Source organism: Duganella sp. AC917 (genome assembly GCF_979258245.1).
In genome coordinates, this window is record NZ_OZ409848.1 from 4,605,297 (window position 1) to 4,628,063 (window position 22,767).

The window sequence follows — 22,767 nt, forward strand, 5'->3', positions numbered from 1 at the left end:
ACCGGCCCTATGACCTCGACCACATCGGCGATGGCATGCCGTCCGAACTGTGGCGCCTGCTGTACCGCCCCCTCCATCTCCAGCGCCATCCCCGGTATGCCCAACGGCAAGCCGGCAGGCGTGCGCTGCGTCCAGCTTCAGGACGACAACCGCTGCGGCATTTTTGGCCAACCCGAGCGCCCGGCTTGCTGCGGCGGCTTGCAGCCGTCCGTGGAAATGTGCGGCGCCACCCGCGAGCAGGCGATGCTGTGGCTTGATGCGCTGGAGCGGGCCACGGCGCCGGCCTCGCCGGAACACTCGGCCGCGATCGCCTAGCGCACCGCCATCTGCGACAACATCGTCATCAGCTGAGCTAAAAACCGCGCCCGAAATTCGGGCGTGAACGCGTCAAACGATGCGTGATTGACGGCGCTTTCTTTGGGTAGCGTGGAACTGGACATGGCGGACTCCTGAATGATCGTGAACGCCTCGTCCATCAATAAATCTTACTCATGGCAGTGTTCCGGCGTATGAGGTATATTTTCGTCCAGCATGCATGCGCGAGCAAACGAGTTATTTTCGACTGATGCATAAGAAAAACTTAGCCTAGGATGTCATGAACAAACCGCTGCGCTCGCTCTCCGGCCTGGTCGATTTCGACTGCGCGGCCCGTTGGGGCAGCTTCAAACTGGCCGCGCAGGAATTGCACAAGACGCCGGCGGCGATCAGCCTGCAGGTCAAGCAGCTGGAGGCGGCGCTCGGCTTCGAGCTGTTCATTCGCCATCCGCGCCACATCACGCTGACCGAAAAAGGCCAGGAGCTGGCGGTGACGGTGCGCCGCTTGCTGGGCGAACTGCGTAACAAGGTCGAGGCGCTGCGCGGCGGCGACGATGAAAAAATCCTGCGCATCTCGACCACGCACTCGCTGACCATCAAATGGCTGGTGCAGCGCATCGACCGCTTTACCAAGCTGCATCCCGAGCTCGATATCCGCATCGACTCGAATGACCGGCTGGTCGACCTCAACGACGACAGCACCGACGTCGCGCTGCGCATCACGACGGTCGACCAGGACGATCCCGATTTTTTTTCCACGTACGGCTGGTGGCCGTCTACAGCCCGTCGCTGCTGGCGCCGGGCGAAACGGCGCTGACGCCGGCCGACCTGCGGCGTTTTCCGCTGCTGTACGAGGACTCCACCGACGACTGGATCATGCTGCTGCGCGATCACGGCCTGCTCAAGGGAAAGCACGACTTTTCGCGCTCCTACACCAATGCGGCGGTGCTGGTGCAGGCGGCGCTGGCCGGTCACGGCGTCGGCCTGACCCACTACACCATCGCCTATGAGGACCTGCGCAGCGGCGCGCTGAAGATGATACCCGGCTTCACCGCCACCTATGGACGCGGCTACCGGCTGCTGGCCAACCCCGGCAAGCGCGGCATGAGCAAGGTTGCCCACTTCAGCGCGTGGCTGCGCGCCGAGATCGCCGAGGTGGAGGGGGCATTCACGCGGTTATCCAATTGACGGCGCGCGACGGATGGGCTACCTTCTGCCCACTTACATCTCCGGCGCGCCCCATGACCGCAGCATTCCGTGCACTTCCCTTCGTGATTGCCAGCGCACTGCTGGCCGCGCAGCCATTGACGGCAACGACGGCGACGGCGGCGCAACCGGCCAACGGTACGCTGCGTTTCGTGCAAAAGATCGAGGACGCGCCGGCGCAGTCGGGGCCGCGCAAGGGCGGCTTCCAGGAGGCGCTGGGCAACGCGCTGGGCAAACAGCTGGGCATGAAGGTGCAATTCGTCGGACTGCCGCGCAAACGCATGACCAGCGCGCTTGAATCCGGCGACGGCGACATCGTCTGCGGTTATCTGCCGGCCTGGTTCAAGGGCGACTTCAACTGGAGCCGCACCTTTATTCCCACCTCCGAAGTGCTGATCGCCTCGAAGCGGGTACCGGCGCCGACATCGATCGACGCGGTGCGCGGCAAAACCGTCGGCACCGTGCTCGGCTTTCAGTATCCGGATATCGAAAAAAAGCTCGGCGCCGAGTTCCTTCGCGACGACGCGCCGTCGATGAATCTGACGGTGCGCAAATGGCAGGCCGGACGCTTCGACTATTTCCTGACCACGGGCCAGTCGATCGAGAAGCAGTTTCCCAACGGCGAGCTGGCGTCCGGCTACAACCTGCTGGTCGTCAGCGAGGTCAAGAGCGGTTGCGCGGTCTCGCGCAAGGGCCGCGTCACCGTCGAGCAAGTCAGCGCCGCGCTTGACGGGCTGGAGAAAAGCGGCGAACTGACGCGGCTGCTACGGCTGCGCTGAGCAACAAAGTTATCACGAAGCCATCTTTTCGATGCGCCGCAACACGTCCCGAACGCCGAGCGGGCAGCCAGTTTGCCGGCATTCCATGCGGCATCGCACAATTCCTTATTACGGTTGAGTTAGATTACGAAAAGACAACGCCGAACATGGTAAGCTTCGACCCCGGCGGCACAAACATCGCGTCATTCCCTCAAACTCCCTCGCGTAACTACTTAATTACATGGATATTGTTCTCGCATTTAAAGCCATCATCATGGGCCTGGTGGAAGGTTTCACGGAATTCCTCCCAATCTCCTCCACCGGCCACCTGATCCTCGCGGAGCACCTGCTCGGCTTCCAGGGCATGGAAGAACAAATGAATGTCTTTGAGATCGTGATCCAGGCCGGCGCCATCTTCGCCGTCTGCTGGGAATACCGCGCCCGCATCGCCGCCGTCCTCACCGGCATCACCACCGAGCGCCGCCAGCAGCGCTTCGCCCTCAACATCGGCATCGCTTTCCTGCCGCTGGCCGTGTTGGGCCTGATCTTCGGCAACCTGCTCAAGACCTATTTGTTCAAGCCGGTGCCGGTGGCGCTGGCGCTGATCGTCGGCGGCGTCATCATCCTGATCGTCGAGCGCCACGCGGCCGCCAACCCGGTCAGCGTGCGGGTGCATTCGGTCGACGACATGACCCCGCTCGATGCCTTAAAAATGGGCATCGCCCAAGCGTTCGCGCTGATTCCCGGCACCAGCCGCTCCGGCGCCACCATCATCGGCGGCATGATGTTCGGCCTGTCGCGCAAGGTGGCCACCGAGTTTTCCTTCCTGCTCGGCATTCCAACCTTGCTGATCGCCTCCGTCTACTCGCTGTACAAGGCGCGCGCGCTGCTGTCGGTGTCCGACCTGCCGATGTTTACACTCGGCACCGTGTCGGCGTTTATCTCCGCGTTCTTCTGCGTGCGCTGGTTGCTGCGCTATATCGCCACCCATACTTTCACGATATTTGCCTGGTATCGCATCGCTTTTGGCCTGCTGGTGCTCATCACAGGTTACACTGGCGTGATCGTCTGGAAGGACTAACTTTTTGAGTAGTTGCAGTGGCATCATGAATCACCAGGAAAATAACGAACGCGCCCTTCACCTGCTGCAAACCGTGTTCGGCTATCCGGCCTTCCGCGGCCAGCAGGCGGAAATTGTCGGCCATGTCAGCGGCGGCGGCGACGCATTGGTGCTGATGCCAACCGGCGGCGGCAAGTCGCTGTGCTACCAGATTCCCGCCCTGGTGCGCGACGGCGTCGGCGTGGTCATCTCGCCGCTGATCGCGCTGATGCAGGACCAGGTCGACGCGCTGGCCGAAGTCGGCGTACGCGCGGCCTTCCTGAATTCCACGCAAACCTACGAGGAAGCCCAGCGCATCGAGCGCCTGGTGCGCACCGGCGAGATCGATCTGGTCTACGTCGCCCCCGAGCGGCTGATGACGGACCGCTGCCTCAACCTGTTCCAGGCCTCGAACATCGCGCTGTTCGCCATCGACGAAGCGCACTGCGTCTCGCAATGGGGTCACGACTTCCGACCCGAGTACATCAAGCTGTCGGTGCTGCACGAGCAATTCCCCAACGTGCCGCGCATCGCGCTCACGGCCACCGCCGACCCGCAAACCCGCGCCGAGATCGTCCACCGCCTGCAACTGGGCGATGCGATGCAGTTCGTGTCGTCGTTCGACCGTCCCAACATCCGCTACCAGATCGTCGAGAAGGCCAACGGCCGCAAGCAGCTGCTCGACTTCATCACCACCGAACATGGCGGCGACTGCGGCATCGTCTACTGCCTGTCGCGCAAGAAGGTCGAGGAGACCGCCGAATTCCTCAACGAGAACGGCGTGCGCGCGATGGCTTACCACGCCGGCATGGACCACGCCAAGCGCGCGGCCAACCAGGCCAAGTTCCTGCGCGAAGAAAACATCGTCATGTGCGCCACCATCGCCTTCGGCATGGGCATCGACAAGCCGGACGTGCGTTTCGTGTGCCACCTGGACCTGCCGAAAAGTATCGAGGGCTACTATCAGGAGACCGGCCGCGCCGGCCGCGACGGCGCCCCCGCCAACGCCTGGATGGCCTACGGCTTGCAGGACGTGGTGCTGCAGCGGCGCATGATCGATGAATCGGAAGCCGATGAAACCTTCAAGCGCGTGCTGGGTAACAAGCTCGATGCGATGCTGGGACTGTGCGAGACGCTGAGCTGCCGGCGCGTGCGCCTGCTCGACTACTTCGGCGAGCGCTCCGGCCCCTGCGGCAACTGCGACACCTGCCTGATTCCGCCGGTGTCCTTCGACGGCACGGTGCCGGTGCAAAAGCTGCTGTCGGCGGTGTACCGCGTCGACCAGCGCTTCGCCGCCGGCCATGTAATCGAGGTGCTGCGCGGGGTCGAGACGGAACGCATCAAGACCTGGCATCACGATTCGCTGTCGGTGTTCGGCATCGGCGCCGATCGCACCGAACAGGAATGGCGCGCCATCCTGCGCCAGGCCATCGCACTGGGACTGGTGACGGTCGACCACGAGTCATACAGCTCGCTCAAGCTGACCGACGCCGCGCGGCCGGTGCTCAAGGGCGGGCAAAAGGTGCAGCTGCGGCAGTACCAGAAACCGGTCAAGCAGAAAAGCGCGGGCCGCGCCTCCAAGGGGTATGTGGAGAGCGACCTGTCGACGGGGGAGCAAGCGATCTTCGACAAGCTGCGCTGGTGGCGGGTGGAGACGGCGCGCGCCCACGACGTGGCGGCGTACATCATCTTCAACGATGCGACCTTGCGCGAGATCGCCAAGGCCCGGCCGACCACCTTGTCGGACCTGCGCGGCATCTCCGGCGTCGGCGAGAAAAAACTGGCGTCCTACGGCGACGAGATCGTCGCCATGATCAGCGAAATGGAGTAAGGCATGCACCCGTCCGCGATTTTTCACCGTTCGCTCGCGCAGTTGTGCGGGATGTTGGGCAAGATCGAGGCGGCCGAGGGTGAAGCTGGCGATGATTTGCTGGCGGCGCGTCTGCATGAGGACATGCTGCCGTTCGCGCAGCATGTGAGGGCCACCGCCAATTTCGCGCTGCGCGGCTGCTGTCCGCTGGCAGGGGTGCCGGTGGTCAGTTTCAATGGCGACGAGATCTCGTTCGCAGGATTGCAGTGGCAGATCGTCGAAACGATGCGCTTTATCGCCGACATCCCGCCGTCGCAATTCAACGGCCCGGCGGACCGGATCTGCCGCGACCGCGCTGGCTTCGCCGACCTGGCGCTGCCGGCCGATGAATACCTGAACTTATATATCCTGCCGAATTTCTATTTCCACCTGAGCATGGTGTACGCGATCGCGCGCAGCCGTGGCGTGGCGATCGGCAAAGGCGATTTCGATGGATATCACGTCTACGCGCCGGGCTTTTCGTGGGAAAAGCCCGCCGCCGCCTGATAGCTCCGGCGCTTTTCCAGGAAACCGCACGATTAACCCAGCGCCACGACACTCCGGTAACGGCTGGGCGGCGCGCCGACGCTGTCGCGGAAGCGGTGACTGAAATGGCTTAGATCCGCATACCCGCACGCGTCGGCGATCTGCTGCAATGGTTGGCTGGTGGTCTTCAACAAGCGCCGCGCGTGTTCAATGCGCCGCTCCGCCACCCACGCCGACGGCGGCATGCCGAACGAAATCCTGAACATGCGCGCCAGGTGATACTCCGACATGCACGCCAGCTGCGCCAACGTCCCCAACGAAATTTGCCGCGCCAGATTGGCTTCGATATAGTCGGCCAGACGGCGGCGCACCGCCGGCGCCAACCCGCCGCGCACGCGCTGCGCGGGCGTCGACATCGATTGCGACAGCAGCAGATGGCTCAAGGTCGCGTGCGTCACCTCGTTGGCGCGCAGCTGCGCGTCCGGCCCCTCCCACGACATCTGCGCCAGCCCGGCGCATAACGCGCCGATGCGCTCATGCTCGAAGTAGGTGCGGTCGGCCAGGGTCAGACCGCGCGGCTCGCGGTCCAGCTCCACCACCGCGCGCCGCGTGAAATGCTCCGGCAAAAAGTACACGTGCAAAAACCGCAAAGGCCCGCGCACCATCCAGCTCGACTCGTGCCAGTCCGGCAGCGTGCAAAGCCGCTTAGGCGCGCCGTAAAGCCCCGGCAGTTCGCCGCGCTCGGTGCGATAGCCGCCGCCCATGTAGTACGACAGCGTATGGTGTCCCGGCTTGTCGTAGCTGGTCTCGGCGATCTCGGTGTCGCGCCGCCAGATGGCGGCGGCCAGATCATCTCCGAGCCAGGCGAAGCGCTCCAGCTGCGCGTCGGTTTCGGACATGGTCCTGAACACGGCGTGTGAAATCAACCCGTCTGGCGCGCGGGCGGGAGATAGCGAATCGGGAGAGGAAGGTGCTGGCATGATGCATAAAGTCTAACATGGGCAGGCACCCATGCCGCAGCGCCGCATCGAAATGCGCAATTTCAGACAAGCCGCCGGCGCCGCCGCTGCGGCATGCTGACGGCATGAATATCTTCCTCTATTTGCTAACTGTCCTGATCTGGGGCACCACCTGGATCGCCATCACCTTCCAGCTCGGCGTGGTGCCTGCGCCGGTATCGATCGCCTACCGTTTCTGGCTGGCCGCGGCCGTGCTGATGGCTTTCCTGCTGATCACCCGCAAGCCATGGTGGCCGCCACGCCAGGCCTGGCCCTATCTGTTCGCGCAGGGGATTGCGCTGTTTTGCCTGAACTTCCTGTGCTTCTACTACGCCAGCCAGTGGGTCACCAGCGGACTGGAAGCGGTGGTCTTTTCCACCGCGCCGCTGTGGAACGCCATCAACGGCCGCATCTTCCTCGGCCGCCCGATCCGCCGCCAGGTGATGATGGGCGCCCTGCTTGGCCTGTGCGGCATCGTGCTGCTGTTCGCGCCGCAAATGGCCGGCCACTGGAACGACAGCAAGGTGCTGTTCGGCCTCGCGCTGACCCTGGCCGGCACCTTGTGCTTCTCGTGCGGGAATATGCTGTCGAGCCGCATGCAGTCGCTGGGGCTGACGCCGTGGCTGACCAACACCTGGGCGATGCTGATCGGATCGACCACGCTGGGCGTGGCCGCGCTGGCGATGGGCATGCCGTTCGCGCTCGATCCCTCGCCGCGCTACCTTGGCGCGCTGCTGTATCTGGCGATTCCCGGCTCGGTGATCGGCTTCACCGCGTATTTGCTGCTGGTCGGCCGCATAGGACCAGACCGCGCGGCCTATTCCACGGTATTATTCCCCATCGTTGCACTGACCATATCGACCATTTACGAGGGCTACCACTGGACGCCGCTGGCCTTGAGCGGGCTGGCGCTGGTGTTGGCGGGGAACCTGCTGGCGTTTCTGCCGCTGGCGCCGCGCACCAAACCGATGGCGGCCGCATAACCCGGGGGACGCATGACCAGCAGGGCATATTTCGCAGGACTGACAATACTGGCCGCTGTGTCAGCGCACAACCCAGCGCAGGCCGCCGAGCCACCAGCCGATACGGTCTACCGCAACGGCTATGTCTACACAGTCGACGCCAAGGACAGCGTGCGGCAAGCGCTGGCCGTACGCGCCGGCCGCATCGTCTATGTCGGCGATAATGCCGGCGTCCAGCCGCTGACCGGCAAGGCCACTAAAGTGATCGACCTGCAAGGCCGCATGCTGATGCCAGGCCTGATCGACGGCCATATGCATCCGCAATCGGGCGGCAGCCGCCTGCTCAATTGCAGTCTGAATTACGAGGCGCTGACCGTTCCCCAGTTCCAGTCGCGCATCCAGGCCTGCATCGACAACGACAAGCGCAGTGGAAAACCGTCCGGGCCCGACCGCTGGCTGGTGGTGGTCAACTGGTTCCAGCAAGGGATGCTGCCCGATGGCGTGGAAACCAGCGCCGCCACGCTCGACGCGCTGAAAACCGACCGCCCCGTCATCGTGCGCTCGTCCTTCGGCCACTCGGTGCAACTCAATTCCAAGGCGATCAAACTGGCCGGCATCACGCGCGAGACCAAGGACCCGGCGGGCGGAAAAATCAGCCGCGACGCCAGCGGCAACGCCACCGGCCTGCTGGAGGACGCCGCCCAGGACATGGCGATGAACCTGCTGCCGCCGCTGACGGTGGCCGAGAACCTGGCCGCGTCCACCGCCGCGCTGGCGGCCATGCGCCAACAGGGCATCACCTCCTTCCTTGACGCCTACACCGATCCGGAGACGATGACCGCGTTCACCGACCTGCACAAGCAGGGCAAGCTGACCGCGCGCGCCCACTTCGCGGTGCTGGTCGATCTGGACAAGGGCGCGACGCCGCAAAGCGCCGTCGCCGACCTGCTCAAGCAGCAAAAACAGTTCGACCAGGGTCCGACCACGGTGGCGCCGTCGATGCAGGTGCGCCACGCCAAACTGTTCATGGACGGCGTAATCTCGGCGCCCGCCTTCACCGGCGCCATGCTGGAGCCGTATCTGGTCAACAAAGGCACGGCCGAAAAGCCCGAGTGGCAGCCCGGCGCCAGCAACGGGCCGCCCAGCTACTTTACGCAGGACGCGCTGCGGACCACGCTGACCGAACTGGCCAACGCGCGCATCGATCCGCACATCCACGTCGACGGCGACCGCGCGGTGCGCGAAACGCTCGATGCGATCGAATACCTGCGCTCCACACCGGCCGGCAAGGACGCGCGTCCCGCGCTGGCGCACGACGAAATCGTCGACCCGGCCGACTATCCGCGCTTCGCCAAGCTCGATGTGACGCCGGTGCTGTCGTTCCAGTGGGCCAAACCGGCCCCGGACACCGTCGGCGCGCTGAAGGACTATATGGGGCCGGCGCGCTACGCCACCGTGCAGCCGCAGGCGCTGCTGCTCGACGCCGGCGCGCGCATCGCGTATGGCAGCGATTGGCCGGTGGATCCGCTCGACGAATGGTTCGCGCTCAAGGTGGGCGTGACCCGCACCGCCGCGCCGGACGCCGGCAAGGAATACGCCGGCCGGCTTGGCAAGCAACCCGGCATGCCGCGCGCCGCCGCACTGCGCGCCATCACCATGAACGCGGCCTACACTCTGCGCCAAGAAGCGCTGACCGGCTCACTGGAAGTGGGCAAGCTGGCCGACATGATCGTCCTTGACCGGAATTTCTTCACCATTCCGGCACAGGATATCGCCAACATCAATGTGCTGCAGACTGTCGTGGGCGGCAAAATTGTGTATCAGGCCAAGGGCATGCGTTAAGATGTCGGCCTCACACGCCAGCACTAGAACAGACCCGCCATGCAATTCGCCATCTCCCTGTTGATCATCGTCGCCACCGGTCTGGTGGTCTACGCGATCATCAAGACCAATCCCGCCAAGCCGATGGTGCTGCCACCGGTCCCGGCCACGCCGTACGAGCCGAAGCTGCCGGACGCGCCGGCCGCGCTGCACTGGTCCGACGATGGCCGTTTTTTGGTTGAAGTGGTCAACGAGTCGCGCTACCAGAACACGCTCAAGGAACTGGCCGGCGACCATGGCGACCAGGCGGCCAGGGCGCCTTACCTGGCCACTCTGGTGCCCGACGACGCCAATCCATATGAAAGCGCCGCCGTCGCCGTCTTCCTTAACGGCCGCATGGCCGGCTACCTGTCGCAGAAAGCCTCGCTGGCGTTCCGCGCCAACCTGAAACGCGAGGAAGTCGCCGACCGCATCACCACCTGCGACGCCCAGGTGCGCGGCGGCGGCGTTTGGAAGAACGGTCGCCTGTCGTATGTCGTGGTGCTTGATATGGAGACGCTGGAGCCGTGATAACGGGACTGTGCGCATTGATGCTGGCGATGGTGGGAGGCGCGGCCGCCGGCCAGACGTTGATCGTGCATTACAGCGAGCGCGCCGGCGTCCACTACACCACGCCGCAAGGCCAGTTGGCCGGAGGCGCGGCCAAGCCGGTGACCGAGGCCCTGGCCGCCGCCGGCATCGCCTACGAAATCCGCCGCACGCCGGCCAAGCGCCAGCTCGTTCTGCTCAAGGAGAACACGGCGCCGGCCTGCATGATGAGCTGGGTCGACATGCCGGGACGCGACAGCAAGGGCAAATTCTCGGACGTGATCTACAAAGGCGAGTACGAGCGCCGCCTGTGGTGCAGCAAGATGGTGCCGGACGACGTGATCACGCGCTTCAACGCGGCGCTGGCCCGGCAGGCCAACGCCAGATAACTACTTTTTGGTGAAGACCAGATCCCACACACCGTGGCCCAGTTTCAGGCCGCGGTTTTCAAACTTGGTCAGCGGACGGTAGGCCGGCTGCGGCGCGTAGCCGTCGGCGGTGTTCTGCAGGCCTTCTTCGGCGCCCAGTACTTCCAGCATCTGCACCGCGTAGTCTTCCCAGTCGGTCGCGCAGTGCAGGTAGCCACCCACGGCCAGCTTTTGCACCAGCAGCTTGACGAACGGCGCCTGGATCAGACGGCGCTTGTTGTGGCGCGCCTTGTGCCACGGGTCCGGGAAGAAGATATGCACGCCGTGCAGCGAGCCGTCCGGGATCATCTGGTTCAACACCTCGACCGCGTCGTGCTGGATGGCCTTCAGATTGGTCAGCCCCTGTTCGTCGATCAGCTTGAGCAGGCTGCCCACACCCGGCGTGTGCACTTCAACGCCGATGAAGTCCTTCTCCGGCATGGCGGCGGCGATGTGCGCCGTCGTGCCGCCCATGCCGAAGCCGATTTCCAGCACCACCGGCGCCTTGCGGCCGAACGCCTGCTCGTAGTCGAGCGGCGCCTTGGTGTAACCGATCATGAACTTCGGGCCCTGCTCTTCCAGCGCGCGCGCCTGCGCGGTCGACAGGCGGCCGGCGCGGGTGACGAAGCTGCGGATGCGGTGTTCGGTCGGGTCGTAGAGCATCGGCCGCGCCGGGCCGTCTTTAGGGGTTTCGGAAGACATGATGGAAAGCTGGTGGCTAAGCTGATAAATAATGAGGCAGCATTATACAACCCAATGCGCCCGTGCAACGCGTGGTGCGGCCGGCGCAGGTCAGCAAATGATTGACACTCACATGGACTTGAGGTCTAATCGTACCAAGAGGCGTGAAATCGTTTTCAAGCGTCAAAACGCCCTTCCCGCCAAGTGTTTAACCTGCTAGAACGACAAAAATGACCGATTTCACGCAATTCCCTCCCTCGTTTACCTGGGGCATCGCCACCAGCGCTTTCCAGATTGAAGGCGGCGCCACCGCCGACGGCAAAGGCCCGTCGATCTGGGATACTTTCAGTCATACCCCCGGCAAGATCATCGACGGCACCAACGGCGATGTCGCCTGCGACCATTACAACCGCTACCCGGAAGACGTGGCCATCATGGCCAGCCTGGGCGTGGACGCCTACCGCTTCTCGATCGCCTGGTCGCGCGTGCAGCCGACCGGCAAAGGCGCCTGGAACGAGGCCGGCTTCGCCTTCTACGACCGTCTGCTGACCGAACTGGAAAGCAAGGGCATCGCCGCCCACGCGACCCTGTACCACTGGGACCTGCCGCAAGGCCTGGAAGACGACGGCGGCTGGCTCAATCGCGACACCGCCCACCGCTTCGCCGATTATGCGGCGGAAGTAGCGCGCCGTTTTGGCAACCGTCTGAAAACGATTGCGACGCACAACGAGCCGTGGTGCACGGCCAACCTTGGCTACGGCAACTCGCAGTTCGCGCCGGGCGTCACCGACCTGAAAAAATCGGTGCAGGTCTCGCACCACCTGCTGCTGTCGCACGGACTGGCAATGCAGTCGATGCGCGCGGTCGGCAGCTCGGCCAAGCTGGGCATCGTGCTCAATCAGTGGACCGCCGACCCAGCCACCGACAGCGCGGCCGACATCGCGATGGCGGAATTCGAATACGCCCGTTCGGTGCAGTGGTTCATGGACCCTATCTTCAAGGGCAAGTACCCGCAGCTGGCGCTCGACACCTACGGCGCCAACGGCCCGGAGATCCACGAGAACGACTTCAAGGACATCCAGCACCGCATCGACTTCCTGGGCGTGAACTACTACTTCCGCTCCTACTGCAGCGCCGAAGTGCCGCCGCGCCAGCCGGAAGCAAAACTGGGCAAGACCGACATGGGTTGGGAAATCTACCCGGACGGCCTGACCGAACTGCTGCTCAAGCTTCATGACGAATACGAGCTGCCGCCGATCTACATCACCGAGAACGGCATGGCCAACCCGGACACCGTCATCAACGGCGAAGTGCCGGACGAGGCGCGCATCGACTTCGTGCAGCGCCACCTGAAGGCGCTCAACGACGCCCGCCTGCAAGGCGTGGACGTGCAGGGCTACTTCCTTTGGAGTCTGCTCGATAACTTCGAATGGAACTCGGGCTACGCCAAGCGTTTCGGCATCGTCCATGTCGACTACGCGACGCAGAAGCGCACCTTGAAGCACAGCGCCCTGTGGTACCGCGATTACCTGGTGCAGCAGCGCGCACCGCAAGCCGTGCAAGCGGCGTAACGTCACACCGAAGCCCCAACCGCGCCGGCCATGTGCCGGCGCGGCAGTATTCATTGGCCGCAGAGCCAAGTGCTACACTCCACAGAGAACAACGAGGACGACACCATGCAGACCGCACCTTCCGCCACGCCGCAAGAGCACTCGAAGCAGCCGGCGCCCCCAGACACCGGCGAGCAGAAATCACTGTTCAAGGCCATGTTCGCGCGCGGCACGCCGATGCTGTGGGTGCCGACCGGGTACTTCTCGATGGCGCTGACGTACATGATGCTCACCAGCGTCACGTCCATCATGTTCAAGAACCTCGGCATGAGCAATGGCGAGGCGGCGCAATACGCCAGCTATCTGATCCTGGCCTACACCATCAAGCCGCTGTTCGCCCCCTTCGTTGAAATGTACCGCACCAAGAAGTTCTTCGTGCTGTGCGCGCAGCTGATCGTCGGCATCGGATTCGGCGCCGTCGCGCTGTCGATGTCGCTGCCGAACTACCTGCACATCATGGTGTTCCTGTTCGGGATACTGTCGCTGGTCGGCGCCACGCAGGACATCGCCTCCGACGGCGTGTATGTCACCTCGCTCGACTCGAAGACGCAATCGCTGTTCTGCGGCATCCAGAGCCTGAGCTGGAACGTCGGTCCCATCGTCGCCTCGGGCGGCATGGTGTACCTGAGCGGCTGGCTGCACACCCACTACTTCCACCACGAGGCCGGCGTCTTCGGACCGGCGTGGATCGACTCGTGGCGCATCATCTTCTTCATCGCCGCCGCCATCACCGTCGTCACCGCGCTGTGGCACCTGCGCGTGATGCCGGAGGGCGCCAAGGCGGAAAACGCACCCAAGACGGTTGCCGATGCGGCCTTCATCCTGCGCGACTCCTTCGTCACCTTCTTCCAGAAGCGCGACGTCTGGCTGATGGTCGGCTTCGCGTTCGTGTTCCGCCTCAGTATCGGACTGCTGGAAAAAATCGGCCCCTTCTTCATGGTCGATCCGGTGGCCAAGGGCGGCCTAGGATTGTCGAACGAGATGCTCGGCCTGATCTACGGCACCTACGGCCTGATCGCCGTGCTGCTTGGTTCCTTGCTCGGTGGCATCTTCGTCGCCCGGCGCGGCCTGCCCGCCACCTTGTTCGTGCTGTGCTGCGCGGTCAATATCCCCAATGTCACTTTCTTGCTGATGGGCATCTACCAGCCGGAAAGCCTGTGGCTGATCAGCGCCGGCGTCGCCGTCGAAAAGTTCTTCTTCGGCTTCGGTTCGGTCGGTTTCATGATCTACCTGATGCAGCAGCTTGCACCTGGCAAATACACGACCACCCATTACGCTTTTGGCACCGGCCTGATGGGCCTGTGCATGCTCGTCACCGGCGTCATCAGCGGCCACCTGCAGCAGGCGCTCGGTTATGTACACTATTTCTGGCTGGTGATGGCCGCGACAATTCCATCTTTCCTGGTCACGTGGTTTGCGCCGTTCCACAATAAGGAGTAGGCTGTCCAAAAACTGAACCGCTTTTAACTGTGCGTTGGCACGCGCACGATTGACCCAAGTCCTGTCTGTTGAAGTTTGCATCGGTATGATGGCCCGCAAAGAAACTCATTAGTCAATCGGCACAAGGACTTGCGCATGGTTACGGAAACGCTCCGATTCAACGGCATGAAAAGGGAAATCCTCGGCGATCCATCGGAGAGCGAGATCGACGACCTTCGCAGCCAGCTTGAGGAACGCATCCGTTACTTTCTGCCAGACAACGACAGCCGCCCGGATCCGCTGACGGGCGCCATGCGCGCGGCCGCGCTCAGTACCGGCAAGCGCATGCGACCATTGTTGCTGATGCTGGTCGCACGCGACCTCGGCTGCTCATCGCCGGCCTTGCTCGACGCCGCCTGCGCGGTCGAACTGGTCCACGCCGCCTCCCTGATTCTCGACGATATCCCTTGCATGGACGATGCCAAGCTGCGGCGCGGCAAGCCCACCGTGCATATCCAGTTCGGTGAAAACGTCGCCATTCTGGCGTCGGTCGCCCTGCTCAGCCGCGCCTTCCACATCCTCGCCCAAACACAGGACATCTCGCCGCTGATCCGCACTCGGCTGGTCAGCGCGCTGGCCGAGACGGTCGGCACGCAAGGGCTGGTGCGCGGCCAGTTCGAGGATCTGCACGGCGGCCAAAAGCGCTCGGTCGACGACATCGCCACCACGAATGAACTCAAGACCGGCGTGCTGCTGGGCCTCTCGGTGGAGATGGCCGGCATCATTGCGCAGGCCGACGAACGGGTGCTGCAGTCGCTGCGCGCCTTCGCGATGGCCGCCGGCCACGCGTTCCAGATCAAGGACGACCTGCAGGACGTACCGGGCAACGACAGCGCGCTGACCGGCAAGGATGTCGGCAAGGACGCCGGCAAGGCGACCATCACCGCCACCTTGGGCCTGGAAAAAACCCAGCGCCGCCTGGCCGCGCATCTGCGCGACGCCGACGGCTACCTGACCGACGCCATCGGCAGCAAGCAAAGCACACGTCTTCTGGTCGGGAACCTGTTCCGCAAGGCCGGTCCGGTCGTCGATCTGCACGCGCCATAGCGCGCGGGTCGAGAGGACATCGCATGGCCCATTTCGGCGTGGTCGCCCCGGCTTTCTACAGCCATTTCAACGCCATGGCGGCGCTCGCGCTGGCGTTGATCGAGCGCGGACATCAAATCACCTTCCTGCACCGGCCCGACGCCGCCGGATGGATCACCGACGCCCGCATCGGCTTTCACGCGCTCGGCGCCGACCGCTATCCGCCTGGATCGCTGGACGCCTCGCTGCGGCTCGCGGCCAACCCGGGCAGTCCGCTGGGACTGCGCAAGGTCATCGTCGACATGGCCGACACCACCGACATGCTGTGCCGGGAACTACCCGCCGCGATCGAAACGCTGCGCATCGACGCCCTGCTTGGCGACCAGATGGAGGCGGCAGCCGGGCTGGTGGCCGAGTCGCTTGGGTTGCCGTTCGTGTCGGTGGCGTGCGCGCTGCCGGTCAATCGCGAACCGGGCGTGCCGCTGCCGGTGATGCCTTTCACATTCGGCACCGACGAACGCGCGTTGAAGATGTACGAAGGTAGTACCCGCGTCTATGATTGGCTCATGACGCCGCACCGCAAGGTGATCGAGCGGCAGGCGCGCGCGCTGGGCATCCCCGCACGCGGCATGCTGCACGAATGCCTGTCGCCGCTGGCGCAGATCAGCCAGACGGTGGCCGCCTTCGATTTTCCGCGCCATCAGTTGCCAGCGAATTTCCACCACGTCGGCCCGCTGCGGCATGTCGCTTCAGGCGCCGCGTCGCATGGCGGCCCGCGCATCGACCCCATGCCGGCCATCGCCGATGACCGCCCTTTCGTCTTTGCGTCGCTGGGCACATTGCAAGGCCAGCGCTTTGCACTGTTCAAGCGCATCGCACACGCCTGCCGGGCCTTAAACGTCCAACTGCTGGTCGCCCACTGCGGCGGCTTGAACCCGCAACAGGCGCAAGCCCTTGAACTGGCCGGTCCCGCCGGCGCGACCACAGTATGCGCATTCGCCCCGCAGCAAGCGGTGCTGGCCCGTGCCGACGCCGTGGTCTCCCACGCGGGACTCAACACGGCAATGGACGCCATCGCCGCGCGCACGCCGATACTGGCGCTGCCGATTGCCTTCGACCAGCCGGGCGTGGCGTCGCGGATCTGCCATGCGGGCATCGGCCTGCGCGCGTCGGCGCGTCTCACCGGCGCCGCGCAACTGGGCAAGCATTTACGACGGCTGCTGGACGAACCGGAATACGCACAGCGCCTCGCCGGACTGTCGGAACAGCTGGCGCAAGCCGGCGGCACGCCACGCGCCGCAGACATCGTCGAGACAGCGTTAAATCTCAACCTGAGAAGCGACAGCGACGTGCGCCGGACAGCGAGTGGCCTCGCATGATGAGCGCCGCGCCGTACGACGTGATACTGGCCGGGGGTGGCCTGGCGAACGCGCTGATCGCGTGGCGGCTGCGGACCGCCCGTCCGTTGCTGCGCATCCTGCTGCTCGAGCAGGATGACCGGCTAGGTGGCAACCATACCTGGTCTTTTCACGACAGCGACCTCGATGCCGCTCAGCGGCAGTGGCTCGCGCCGCTGGTCTCGGCGCGCTGGCCGGACTACGACGTGATCTTTCCCGAACACGCCAGAAAGGTCGATGGCGGCTACGCCAGCATCGCCTCCGACGATTTCGCGCGCGTCATCGAAGCCGCGCTGGGCGACGCCCTGCGGTTCGGCGCCCGCATCGAAAATCTGACCGCGACCACGGTGCGCCTTGCCGGCGGCGAGGTGTTGCACGCCGGCGCCGTCATCGACGGCCGTGGGCCGCGTGCATCCGACCGGCTGGCACTGGGTTACCAGACCTTCCTCGGCCAGGAAGTGCGCCTCGCCATGCCGCACGGACTGACATCGCCCATCATCATGGATGCCAGCGTTGCGCAGCAAGGCGGCTACCGTTTCGTCTACGTGCTGCCTTTCGCCCCCGATCGGCTGCTGATCGAGGATACGCACTACGTCGACACCGGCGTGTGGGAGCCGGAACGGCTGCGCGCCAACATCGCCGCCTACGCCGCCTCCCGCAGCTGGCGCATAGAGGAAGTCATCCGCGAGGAGCACGGCTCGCTGCCCATCGTGCTGGCCGGCGATATCGAACAATTCTGGTCGGATCTGCAGGGACAACCCACGTCCGGCCTGCGGGCAGGCCTGTTCCACCCGACGACCGGCTATTCGCTGCCGCACGCGGTGCGACTGGCCGAACGCATCGCCGCACTAGAGGACTTGAGCGCACCCGCATTGTTCGACGCCATCCGCCAGAGCGCGCTGCACGAATGGCGCGGACAGCGCTTTTTCCGGCTGCTTAACCGCATGCTGTTCCTGGCCGGCGACGCCGACAACCGCTGGCGCGTGATGCAGCGCTTCTACCATTTACCGGCGCCGTTGATCGCGCGCTTCTACGCCGGCCGTCCGACCCTCGGCGACAAGGCGCGTCTGCTATCCGGAAAACCGCCGGTGCCGGTCGGCCAGGCCATGTCGGCCGCATGCAAAATCCATCCCCACCAAATCAGGAAACCCGAATGAACGAAACAAAACAGGCAGTGGTTGTCGGCGCCGGCTTTGGCGGCCTTGCACTGGCCATCCGTCTGCAAGCGAGCGGGATTCAAACCACCCTGCTCGAAAAGCGCGACAAACCGGGCGGACGCGCCTACGTCTACGAGGACCAGGGCTACACCTTCGACGCCGGGCCCACCGTCATCACCGATCCTTCGGCGATCGAGGAGCTGTTCACGGTCGCCGGCAAAAGACTGTCGGACTACGTCGAGATGCTGCCGGTCGCGCCGTTTTATCGCCTGTGCTGGGAGGACGGCAGCCACTTCGACTACGCCAACGACCAGGAATCGCTGGACCGGCAAATCCATGCGCTCAATCCGGCCGACGTGCAGGGCTACCAGCGCTTCCTGGCGTACTCCAAGGCGGTGTTCGACGAGGGCTACCTGAAACTGGGGGCGGTGCCTTTCCTGTCGTTCCGCGACATGATCGCCGCCGGTCCTCAGTTGGCCAAGCTGCAGGCATGGCGCAGCGTCTACAGCATCGTCTCGAAGTTCATCCAGAACGAGCATTTGCGCCAGGCGTTCTCGTTCCACTCGCTGCTGGTGGGCGGCAACCCGTTCGCCACCTCGTCGATCTACACCCTGATCCACGCGCTGGAACGGCGCTGGGGCGTGTGGTTCCCGCGCGGCGGTACCGGCGCGCTGGTGAACGGCATGGTGCGCATGTTCCAGGATATCGGCGGCCGCATCGAGCTCAATGCCGACGTGGCGGCGATCGAGACGAGCGGCGCGCGCGTCAACGGCGTGCGCCTGGCCGACGGACGCCACTTCCCCGCGCAGGCGGTGGCGTCCAACGCCGACGTCGTCCACACCTACGCGGACCTGCTGTCGCAGCATCCGCGCGGTCCGTCGGAAGCGGGTTCGCTGCGCAAAAAACGCTTCAGCAACTCGCTGTTCGTGCTGTACTTCGGACTCAATCACCACCACAGCCAACTGCAGCACCACACCGTGTGCTTCGGTCCGCGCTACAAGGAACTGATCACCGAGATCTTCGGCGGCAAAACCCTGGCCGATGATTTCTCGCTGTACCTGCACGCGCCCTGCATCACCGATCCTTCGCTGGCGCCGCCGGGCTGCGGCAGCCATTACGTCCTGGCGCCGGTGCCGCACCTGGGCAACGCGGATATCGACTGGACCGTCGAAGGCCCGCGCTACCGCGACCGCATCTTCGAATACCTGGAGCAGCGCTACATGCCCGGCCTGCGCGACCAGCTGGTCACCAGCCGCATCTTCACGCCGCTCGATTTCCGCGACCAGCTCAACGCGCACGTCGGCTCGGCGTTCTCGCTGGAGCCGATCCTGACGCAAAGCGCCTGGTTCCGACCGCACAACCGCGACAGCGAGCTGGCCAACCTGTACCTGGTCGGCGCCGGCACCCATCCCGGCGCCGGCGTGCCCGGCGTCATCGGCTCGGCCAAGGCGACGGCCGGCTTGATGATCGAGGAGTTCGGACGATGAGCGAGGCCTTGCTGGACCACGCGACGCAGACCATCAAGGTCGGCTCGAAAAGCTTTGCCGCCGCCGCCAAGCTGTTCCCGGCCGATGTCCGGCGCAGCGTGTTGATGCTGTACGCGTGGTGCCGGCACTGCGACGACGTGGTCGACGGCCAGGAACTTGGCTTCGACGCGGTGGCGCTGGCACCCGAGGACGCCGCCGAAAAACTGGCGGAACTCGAAGATCAGACCAGGCGCGCCTACGCGGGCGAGAAGATGTCCGACCCCGCCTTCGCCGCCTTCCAGGAGGTGGCGCTGCGCCACGCGATCGAACCGCGCTACCCCTTCGACCACCTGGCCGGTTTCGCCATGGACGTGGAACAGGCACGCTACGAGACCATCGACGACACGCTGCGCTACTGCTACCACGTGGCCGGCGTGGTGGGGCTGATGATGTCGTCGATCATGGGCGCGAGCAAGCCGGCGGTGCTGGACCGCGCCTGCGATCTGGGCCTGGCTTTTCAGCTGACGAATATCGCGCGCGACATCGTCGAGGATGCGCGCATGGGGCGCTGCTACGTGCCCGCCGCCTGGCTGCGGGAAGCCGGCATTCCGCTGGACGAGGTGGCGCTGCCCAAGCACCGCGACGCGCTGGCCCGGGTGGCGCGGCGGCTGGTCGACTACGCCGAGCCGTATTACGCCTCCGCCACGCAGGGCATTATCGCGCTGCCGCTGCGCTGCGCGTGGGCCATCGCCACGGCGCGCAACGTGTATCGGCAGATCGGTATCAATGTGAAAGCGCGCGGCGCGCACGCCTGGGATGAGCGGGTCGGCACTTCACGCGCGACCAAACTGTGGCTGCTGGCGAAAGGCGGCGCCAGCGCGCTTACTTCGCGTCTTCGGCGGATGTCGCCGCGTCCGCAGGGCTTGTGGCAGCGTCCCGGCCACGTTGGCGCAGCGGACCATCGTGCAGCACGCGCAGTTGACGCTTGAGCTCATCGACCGGCGGCGCGTACAGGAATCCAAACGAAACCGCACCCTCCTTGCCTTCGACCGCGTGATGCATGCGGTGCGCCTGGTAGAGCCGCTTCAGGTAACCGCTGCGGGGCGTGTACTGGAACGGCCAACGGCGGTGAACCAGACCGTCGTGCGCGACGAAGTACAGGAAACCGTAGCCCGTCATGCCGGCGCCTATCCATTCCAGGGGATGATAGCCTTCGGTGCCGTAGTAAATGAGCGCGATCGCCAGGCCGGCAAAAACGACGGCGTACAAGTCGTTTTTTTCAAACCAGCCAGTGCGCGGTTCGTGATGCGAGCGGTGCCATCCCCAACCGAAACCATGCATCACGTATTTGTGCGCGAAAATAGAAAACAACTCCATCAACGCAACGGTGATCAGGAAGATGAGCGTGTTCAGTATCATGGGTGGCAACGATCCGGCGGCGGGTATGACTGCAATGGACACAGCCTACCATAGACGCTATTTCCGCAGCGCCAGCAACTCGCCTTTACCATACAATGCAGACCAGAAAAGGAAGCCCATGCACTCACTGATCAAACCATCGTTGCTCATTTCCAGCGCGCTGCTGGCAGCTGCGGCATCGGCCGCCACAATTGAGGTCAAGGTCACCTCGGTGGTCGGCGGCAGAGGCAAGGTCAATGTTGCCGTATGCGACAAAGAACGCTTTCTGAAGGATTGCCTGTACAGCGGCTCGGCGCCGGCGCAGGCCAACGACACCGTGGTGACGATCCAGAACGTTCCCAAAGGCACGTGGGCGGTGCTGGCCTATCAGGATGAGAACCAGAACGACAAGCTGGATCGCAACCTGATCGGCATTCCGAGCGAAAACTACGGCTTCAGCCGCGACGCGCGCGGCAAATTCGGGCCACCGGATTTCACCGACGCCGCCATCGACGTGCGCGAGGAGACGATGGCCGTCACCATCAAGCTGCGCTAGCAACGCCTGCAAAAAAAAAGCTCCTCGACTTTGAGGCCGAGGAGCCATAAGACCACAGACAACACTGGACTACATGAAAACCTTGCATACTGCTAAAAGATAAGATGAAAACGATTTCAAATCGTATGAAAGCGTTTTCTCCTGTCTTGAAATCGATTTCATAATACAGAGTTATGAATCAGGATGTCAAATTAAAAATCACGCAATCGTTGTTTTTGTTTGAAGTTCGCGATCAGGCGCGCGCTGCACCCAGCCTGGAGCTGGCGGCGATGACCAGCATCGCGGCGCCCAACCCGGCGAAGGCAAGATTCAGGCTGACAGCGTGCGCGACAAAGCCGATAATTGCCGGTCCGGCCAGAATGCCCGCATAACCGATGGTGGTGATGGCCCCAATCGCCAGCCCGGCCGGCATCGCGCTTTGATTGCCGGCGGCGGTGAACAGGATCGGCACCACGTTCGACGCGCCCAACCCCACCAGCAAAAAGCCCACCAGCGCCAGCGGCGCGGAAGGCGCCAATACCGCAACGAAGAAGCCGGCGGCGCCACACAGACCACCCAACAGCAGCACGCGTTTGCCACCGAGCCGGCTCACGACGCGGTCGCCGGTCAGGCGTCCCACCGTCATCGCCGCAGCGAAGGCCGCGTAGCCAAGGCCCGCGCGGGTGGCGTCCATGCCCTGCTCATACGTCAGCAGCAAAGCGCTCCAATCGAGAATCGCACCCTCGGCCAAAAAGCACAGGAAGCACAGCACGCCGATGAAGATCACCGCGCCGTGCGGCACCACGAACATCGACCCATGCCCCTCACCCGCATCCGGCTCGCGCAGCAGATGCGGCGCGCCAGCCAGCAGCGACAGCGCCACCAGCAACGATATCGCCACGCTGGCGGCGACCGGAGTCAGTCCGGCCCACAGCATCAACGCCATCAGGCCGGCGCCGATAAAACCGCCGACACTGAACAGCCCATGAAAGCCGGACATCAGCGCCCCGCCGCTCTCGCGTTCGACGATCACCGCCTGCACGTTCATCGCCACGTCCAGCGTGCCGAGCGCCGCGCCGAACGCGAACAGCGTTGCGCCCAGCAGCAGCGGCGTGGGCGCAAACGCCAATCCGGGCAGCACCAGACACACGAAAGCGCCCGACGCCAGCACCACCGGCCGGCATCCAAAGCGCGACGCCAGCATGCCGGTGACCGGCATCGCCATCAGCGAACCGGCGCCAAGGCACAGCAGCAACAGGCCCAGGTCGGCCTCGCCGAGCCCCAGGCGCTGCTTGGCGAACGGCACCAGCGGCGCCCAGGCCGACATGGCCAGGCCGGCGGCAAGAAAGGCAAGACGAGTGGACAGGCGCTGTTTGGGGCCGACTGAATTCATGGGGGATTTTCCGGGATGGGTAAGACGATCGCAACCGAGAAGTATACGACAAGTCACAAAATGGCACTCACCGCAACAAAACCCGCACGAAAACAGTGCATCAGTGCGAGCGCTCACATTGCTCTTGAGCGTGTTG

22 protein-coding genes and 1 pseudogene are annotated in these 22,767 nt (G+C 64.3%); 18 read left to right on the top strand and 5 right to left on the bottom strand.

Annotated elements, in window-relative coordinates; genetic code table 11:
- Positions 1 to 9 precede the first annotated feature (9 nt).
- The gene (locus ACZ0BA_RS20060; protein WP_463452952.1) at positions 10 to 315 is read left to right on the top strand and encodes a YkgJ family cysteine cluster protein; all 306 of its coding nucleotides are present in this window, start codon (positions 10 to 12) and stop codon (positions 313 to 315) included.
- On the opposite strand, the gene ACZ0BA_RS20065 is transcribed toward ACZ0BA_RS20060, so the two are convergent.
- The gene (locus ACZ0BA_RS20065) at positions 312 to 476 is read right to left on the bottom strand and encodes a hypothetical protein (RefSeq protein WP_463452953.1); all 165 of its coding nucleotides are present in this window, start codon (positions 474 to 476) and stop codon (positions 312 to 314) included. The genes ACZ0BA_RS20060 and ACZ0BA_RS20065 overlap by 4 nt on opposite strands.
- Before the next feature lie 119 nt (positions 477 to 595).
- Here ACZ0BA_RS20065 and ACZ0BA_RS20070 point away from each other — a divergent pair.
- From ACZ0BA_RS20070 to ACZ0BA_RS20090, 5 genes and pseudogenes are all read left to right on the top strand, one after another.
- Positions 596 to 1,503 (top strand): annotated as a pseudogene (locus tag ACZ0BA_RS20070) (LysR substrate-binding domain-containing protein).
- A 53-nt stretch (positions 1,504 to 1,556) separates the two neighbouring features.
- Positions 1,557 to 2,300 carry a substrate-binding periplasmic protein gene (locus tag ACZ0BA_RS20075; RefSeq protein ID WP_463452954.1) on the top strand — a complete coding sequence of 248 codons (744 nt, stop codon included), beginning with the start codon at positions 1,557 to 1,559 and terminating at the stop codon, positions 2,298 to 2,300.
- Between the two features lie 220 nt (positions 2,301 to 2,520).
- Positions 2,521 to 3,360: an undecaprenyl-diphosphate phosphatase gene (locus ACZ0BA_RS20080; RefSeq protein ID WP_463452955.1), complete on the top strand. Its 840-nt coding sequence runs from the start codon at positions 2,521 to 2,523 to the stop codon at positions 3,358 to 3,360.
- Positions 3,361 to 3,385: 25 nt separating this feature from the next.
- Complete coding sequence (recQ, locus tag ACZ0BA_RS20085; RefSeq protein WP_463452956.1) at positions 3,386 to 5,209, top strand: DNA helicase RecQ; 1,824 nt, start codon at positions 3,386 to 3,388, stop codon at positions 5,207 to 5,209.
- 3 nt (positions 5,210 to 5,212) lie between these two features.
- Positions 5,213 to 5,734, top strand: a complete 522-nt coding sequence (locus tag ACZ0BA_RS20090; protein WP_463452957.1) for a DUF1993 domain-containing protein — start codon at positions 5,213 to 5,215, stop codon at positions 5,732 to 5,734.
- Positions 5,735 to 5,766: 32 nt separating this feature from the next.
- Here the strand turns inward: ACZ0BA_RS20090 and ACZ0BA_RS20095 are convergent, their stop codons facing one another.
- The gene (locus tag ACZ0BA_RS20095) at positions 5,767 to 6,693 is read right to left on the bottom strand and encodes an AraC family transcriptional regulator (protein ID WP_463452958.1); all 927 of its coding nucleotides are present in this window, start codon (positions 6,691 to 6,693) and stop codon (positions 5,767 to 5,769) included.
- Positions 6,694 to 6,797: 104 nt separating this feature from the next.
- On the opposite strand from ACZ0BA_RS20095, the gene ACZ0BA_RS20100 reads away from it, so the two are divergent.
- The 4 genes from ACZ0BA_RS20100 to ACZ0BA_RS20115 are packed head-to-tail and all read left to right on the top strand — an operon-like array spanning position 6,798 to position 10,471.
- Complete coding sequence (locus ACZ0BA_RS20100) at positions 6,798 to 7,694, top strand: DMT family transporter (protein ID WP_463452959.1); 897 nt, start codon at positions 6,798 to 6,800, stop codon at positions 7,692 to 7,694.
- Between the two features lie 12 nt (positions 7,695 to 7,706).
- Complete coding sequence (locus tag ACZ0BA_RS20105; RefSeq protein ID WP_463452960.1) at positions 7,707 to 9,515, top strand: amidohydrolase; 1,809 nt, start codon at positions 7,707 to 7,709, stop codon at positions 9,513 to 9,515.
- A gap of 39 nt (positions 9,516 to 9,554) precedes the next feature.
- Positions 9,555 to 10,064 (top strand): hypothetical protein, encoded by a 510-nt coding sequence (locus ACZ0BA_RS20110; protein ID WP_463452961.1) that lies wholly within the window; start codon positions 9,555 to 9,557, stop codon positions 10,062 to 10,064.
- Positions 10,061 to 10,471, top strand: a complete 411-nt coding sequence (locus ACZ0BA_RS20115) for a hypothetical protein (protein WP_463452962.1) — start codon at positions 10,061 to 10,063, stop codon at positions 10,469 to 10,471. Before ACZ0BA_RS20110 ends, ACZ0BA_RS20115 begins: the two co-directional genes overlap by 4 nt.
- Here the strand turns inward: ACZ0BA_RS20115 and trmB are convergent, their stop codons facing one another.
- Positions 10,472 to 11,152: a tRNA (guanosine(46)-N7)-methyltransferase TrmB gene (gene trmB / locus ACZ0BA_RS20120; protein WP_209725888.1), complete on the bottom strand. Its 681-nt coding sequence runs from the start codon at positions 11,150 to 11,152 to the stop codon at positions 10,472 to 10,474.
- Positions 11,153 to 11,400: 248 nt separating this feature from the next.
- On the opposite strand from trmB, the gene ACZ0BA_RS20125 reads away from it, so the two are divergent.
- The 7 genes from ACZ0BA_RS20125 (at position 11,401) to crtB (ending at position 20,294) form a co-directional block, all read left to right on the top strand.
- Positions 11,401 to 12,741 (top strand): GH1 family beta-glucosidase, encoded by a 1,341-nt coding sequence (locus ACZ0BA_RS20125; RefSeq protein ID WP_463452963.1) that lies wholly within the window; start codon positions 11,401 to 11,403, stop codon positions 12,739 to 12,741.
- Between the two features lie 105 nt (positions 12,742 to 12,846).
- Positions 12,847 to 14,220: an MFS transporter gene (locus tag ACZ0BA_RS20130; protein ID WP_463454798.1), complete on the top strand. Its 1,374-nt coding sequence runs from the start codon at positions 12,847 to 12,849 to the stop codon at positions 14,218 to 14,220.
- A gap of 165 nt (positions 14,221 to 14,385) precedes the next feature.
- Positions 14,386 to 15,306, top strand: a complete 921-nt coding sequence (locus tag ACZ0BA_RS20135; protein WP_463452964.1) for a polyprenyl synthetase family protein — start codon at positions 14,386 to 14,388, stop codon at positions 15,304 to 15,306.
- Positions 15,307 to 15,329: 23 nt separating this feature from the next.
- Positions 15,330 to 16,664 carry a glycosyltransferase gene (locus ACZ0BA_RS20140; RefSeq protein WP_463452965.1) on the top strand — a complete coding sequence of 445 codons (1,335 nt, stop codon included), beginning with the start codon at positions 15,330 to 15,332 and terminating at the stop codon, positions 16,662 to 16,664.
- Positions 16,661 to 17,839, top strand: coding sequence for a lycopene beta-cyclase CrtY (gene crtY / locus ACZ0BA_RS20145; RefSeq protein ID WP_463452966.1), 1,179 nt, complete (start codon positions 16,661 to 16,663; stop codon positions 17,837 to 17,839). The genes ACZ0BA_RS20140 and crtY overlap by 4 nt, the downstream gene beginning before the upstream one ends.
- A complete protein-coding gene (locus ACZ0BA_RS20150; protein ID WP_463452967.1) occupies positions 17,836 to 19,326 on the top strand; it encodes a phytoene desaturase in 1,491 nt (496 codons plus the stop codon). Before crtY ends, ACZ0BA_RS20150 begins: the two co-directional genes overlap by 4 nt.
- Positions 19,323 to 20,294, top strand: coding sequence for a 15-cis-phytoene synthase CrtB (gene crtB, locus ACZ0BA_RS20155; protein ID WP_463452968.1), 972 nt, complete (start codon positions 19,323 to 19,325; stop codon positions 20,292 to 20,294). Before ACZ0BA_RS20150 ends, crtB begins: the two co-directional genes overlap by 4 nt.
- Here crtB and ACZ0BA_RS20160 read toward each other — a convergent pair.
- A complete protein-coding gene (locus ACZ0BA_RS20160) occupies positions 20,188 to 20,724 on the bottom strand; it encodes a sterol desaturase family protein (protein WP_463452969.1) in 537 nt (178 codons plus the stop codon). The genes crtB and ACZ0BA_RS20160 overlap by 107 nt on opposite strands.
- A gap of 118 nt (positions 20,725 to 20,842) precedes the next feature.
- Between ACZ0BA_RS20160 and ACZ0BA_RS20165 the strand changes: the two genes are divergently transcribed.
- Positions 20,843 to 21,259, top strand: a complete 417-nt coding sequence (locus ACZ0BA_RS20165; RefSeq protein WP_463452970.1) for a DUF2141 domain-containing protein — start codon at positions 20,843 to 20,845, stop codon at positions 21,257 to 21,259.
- Between the two features lie 232 nt (positions 21,260 to 21,491).
- On the opposite strand, the gene ACZ0BA_RS20170 is transcribed toward ACZ0BA_RS20165, so the two are convergent.
- Complete coding sequence (locus ACZ0BA_RS20170) at positions 21,492 to 22,631, bottom strand: MFS transporter (RefSeq protein WP_463452971.1); 1,140 nt, start codon at positions 22,629 to 22,631, stop codon at positions 21,492 to 21,494.
- Positions 22,632 to 22,767 lie beyond the last annotated feature (136 nt).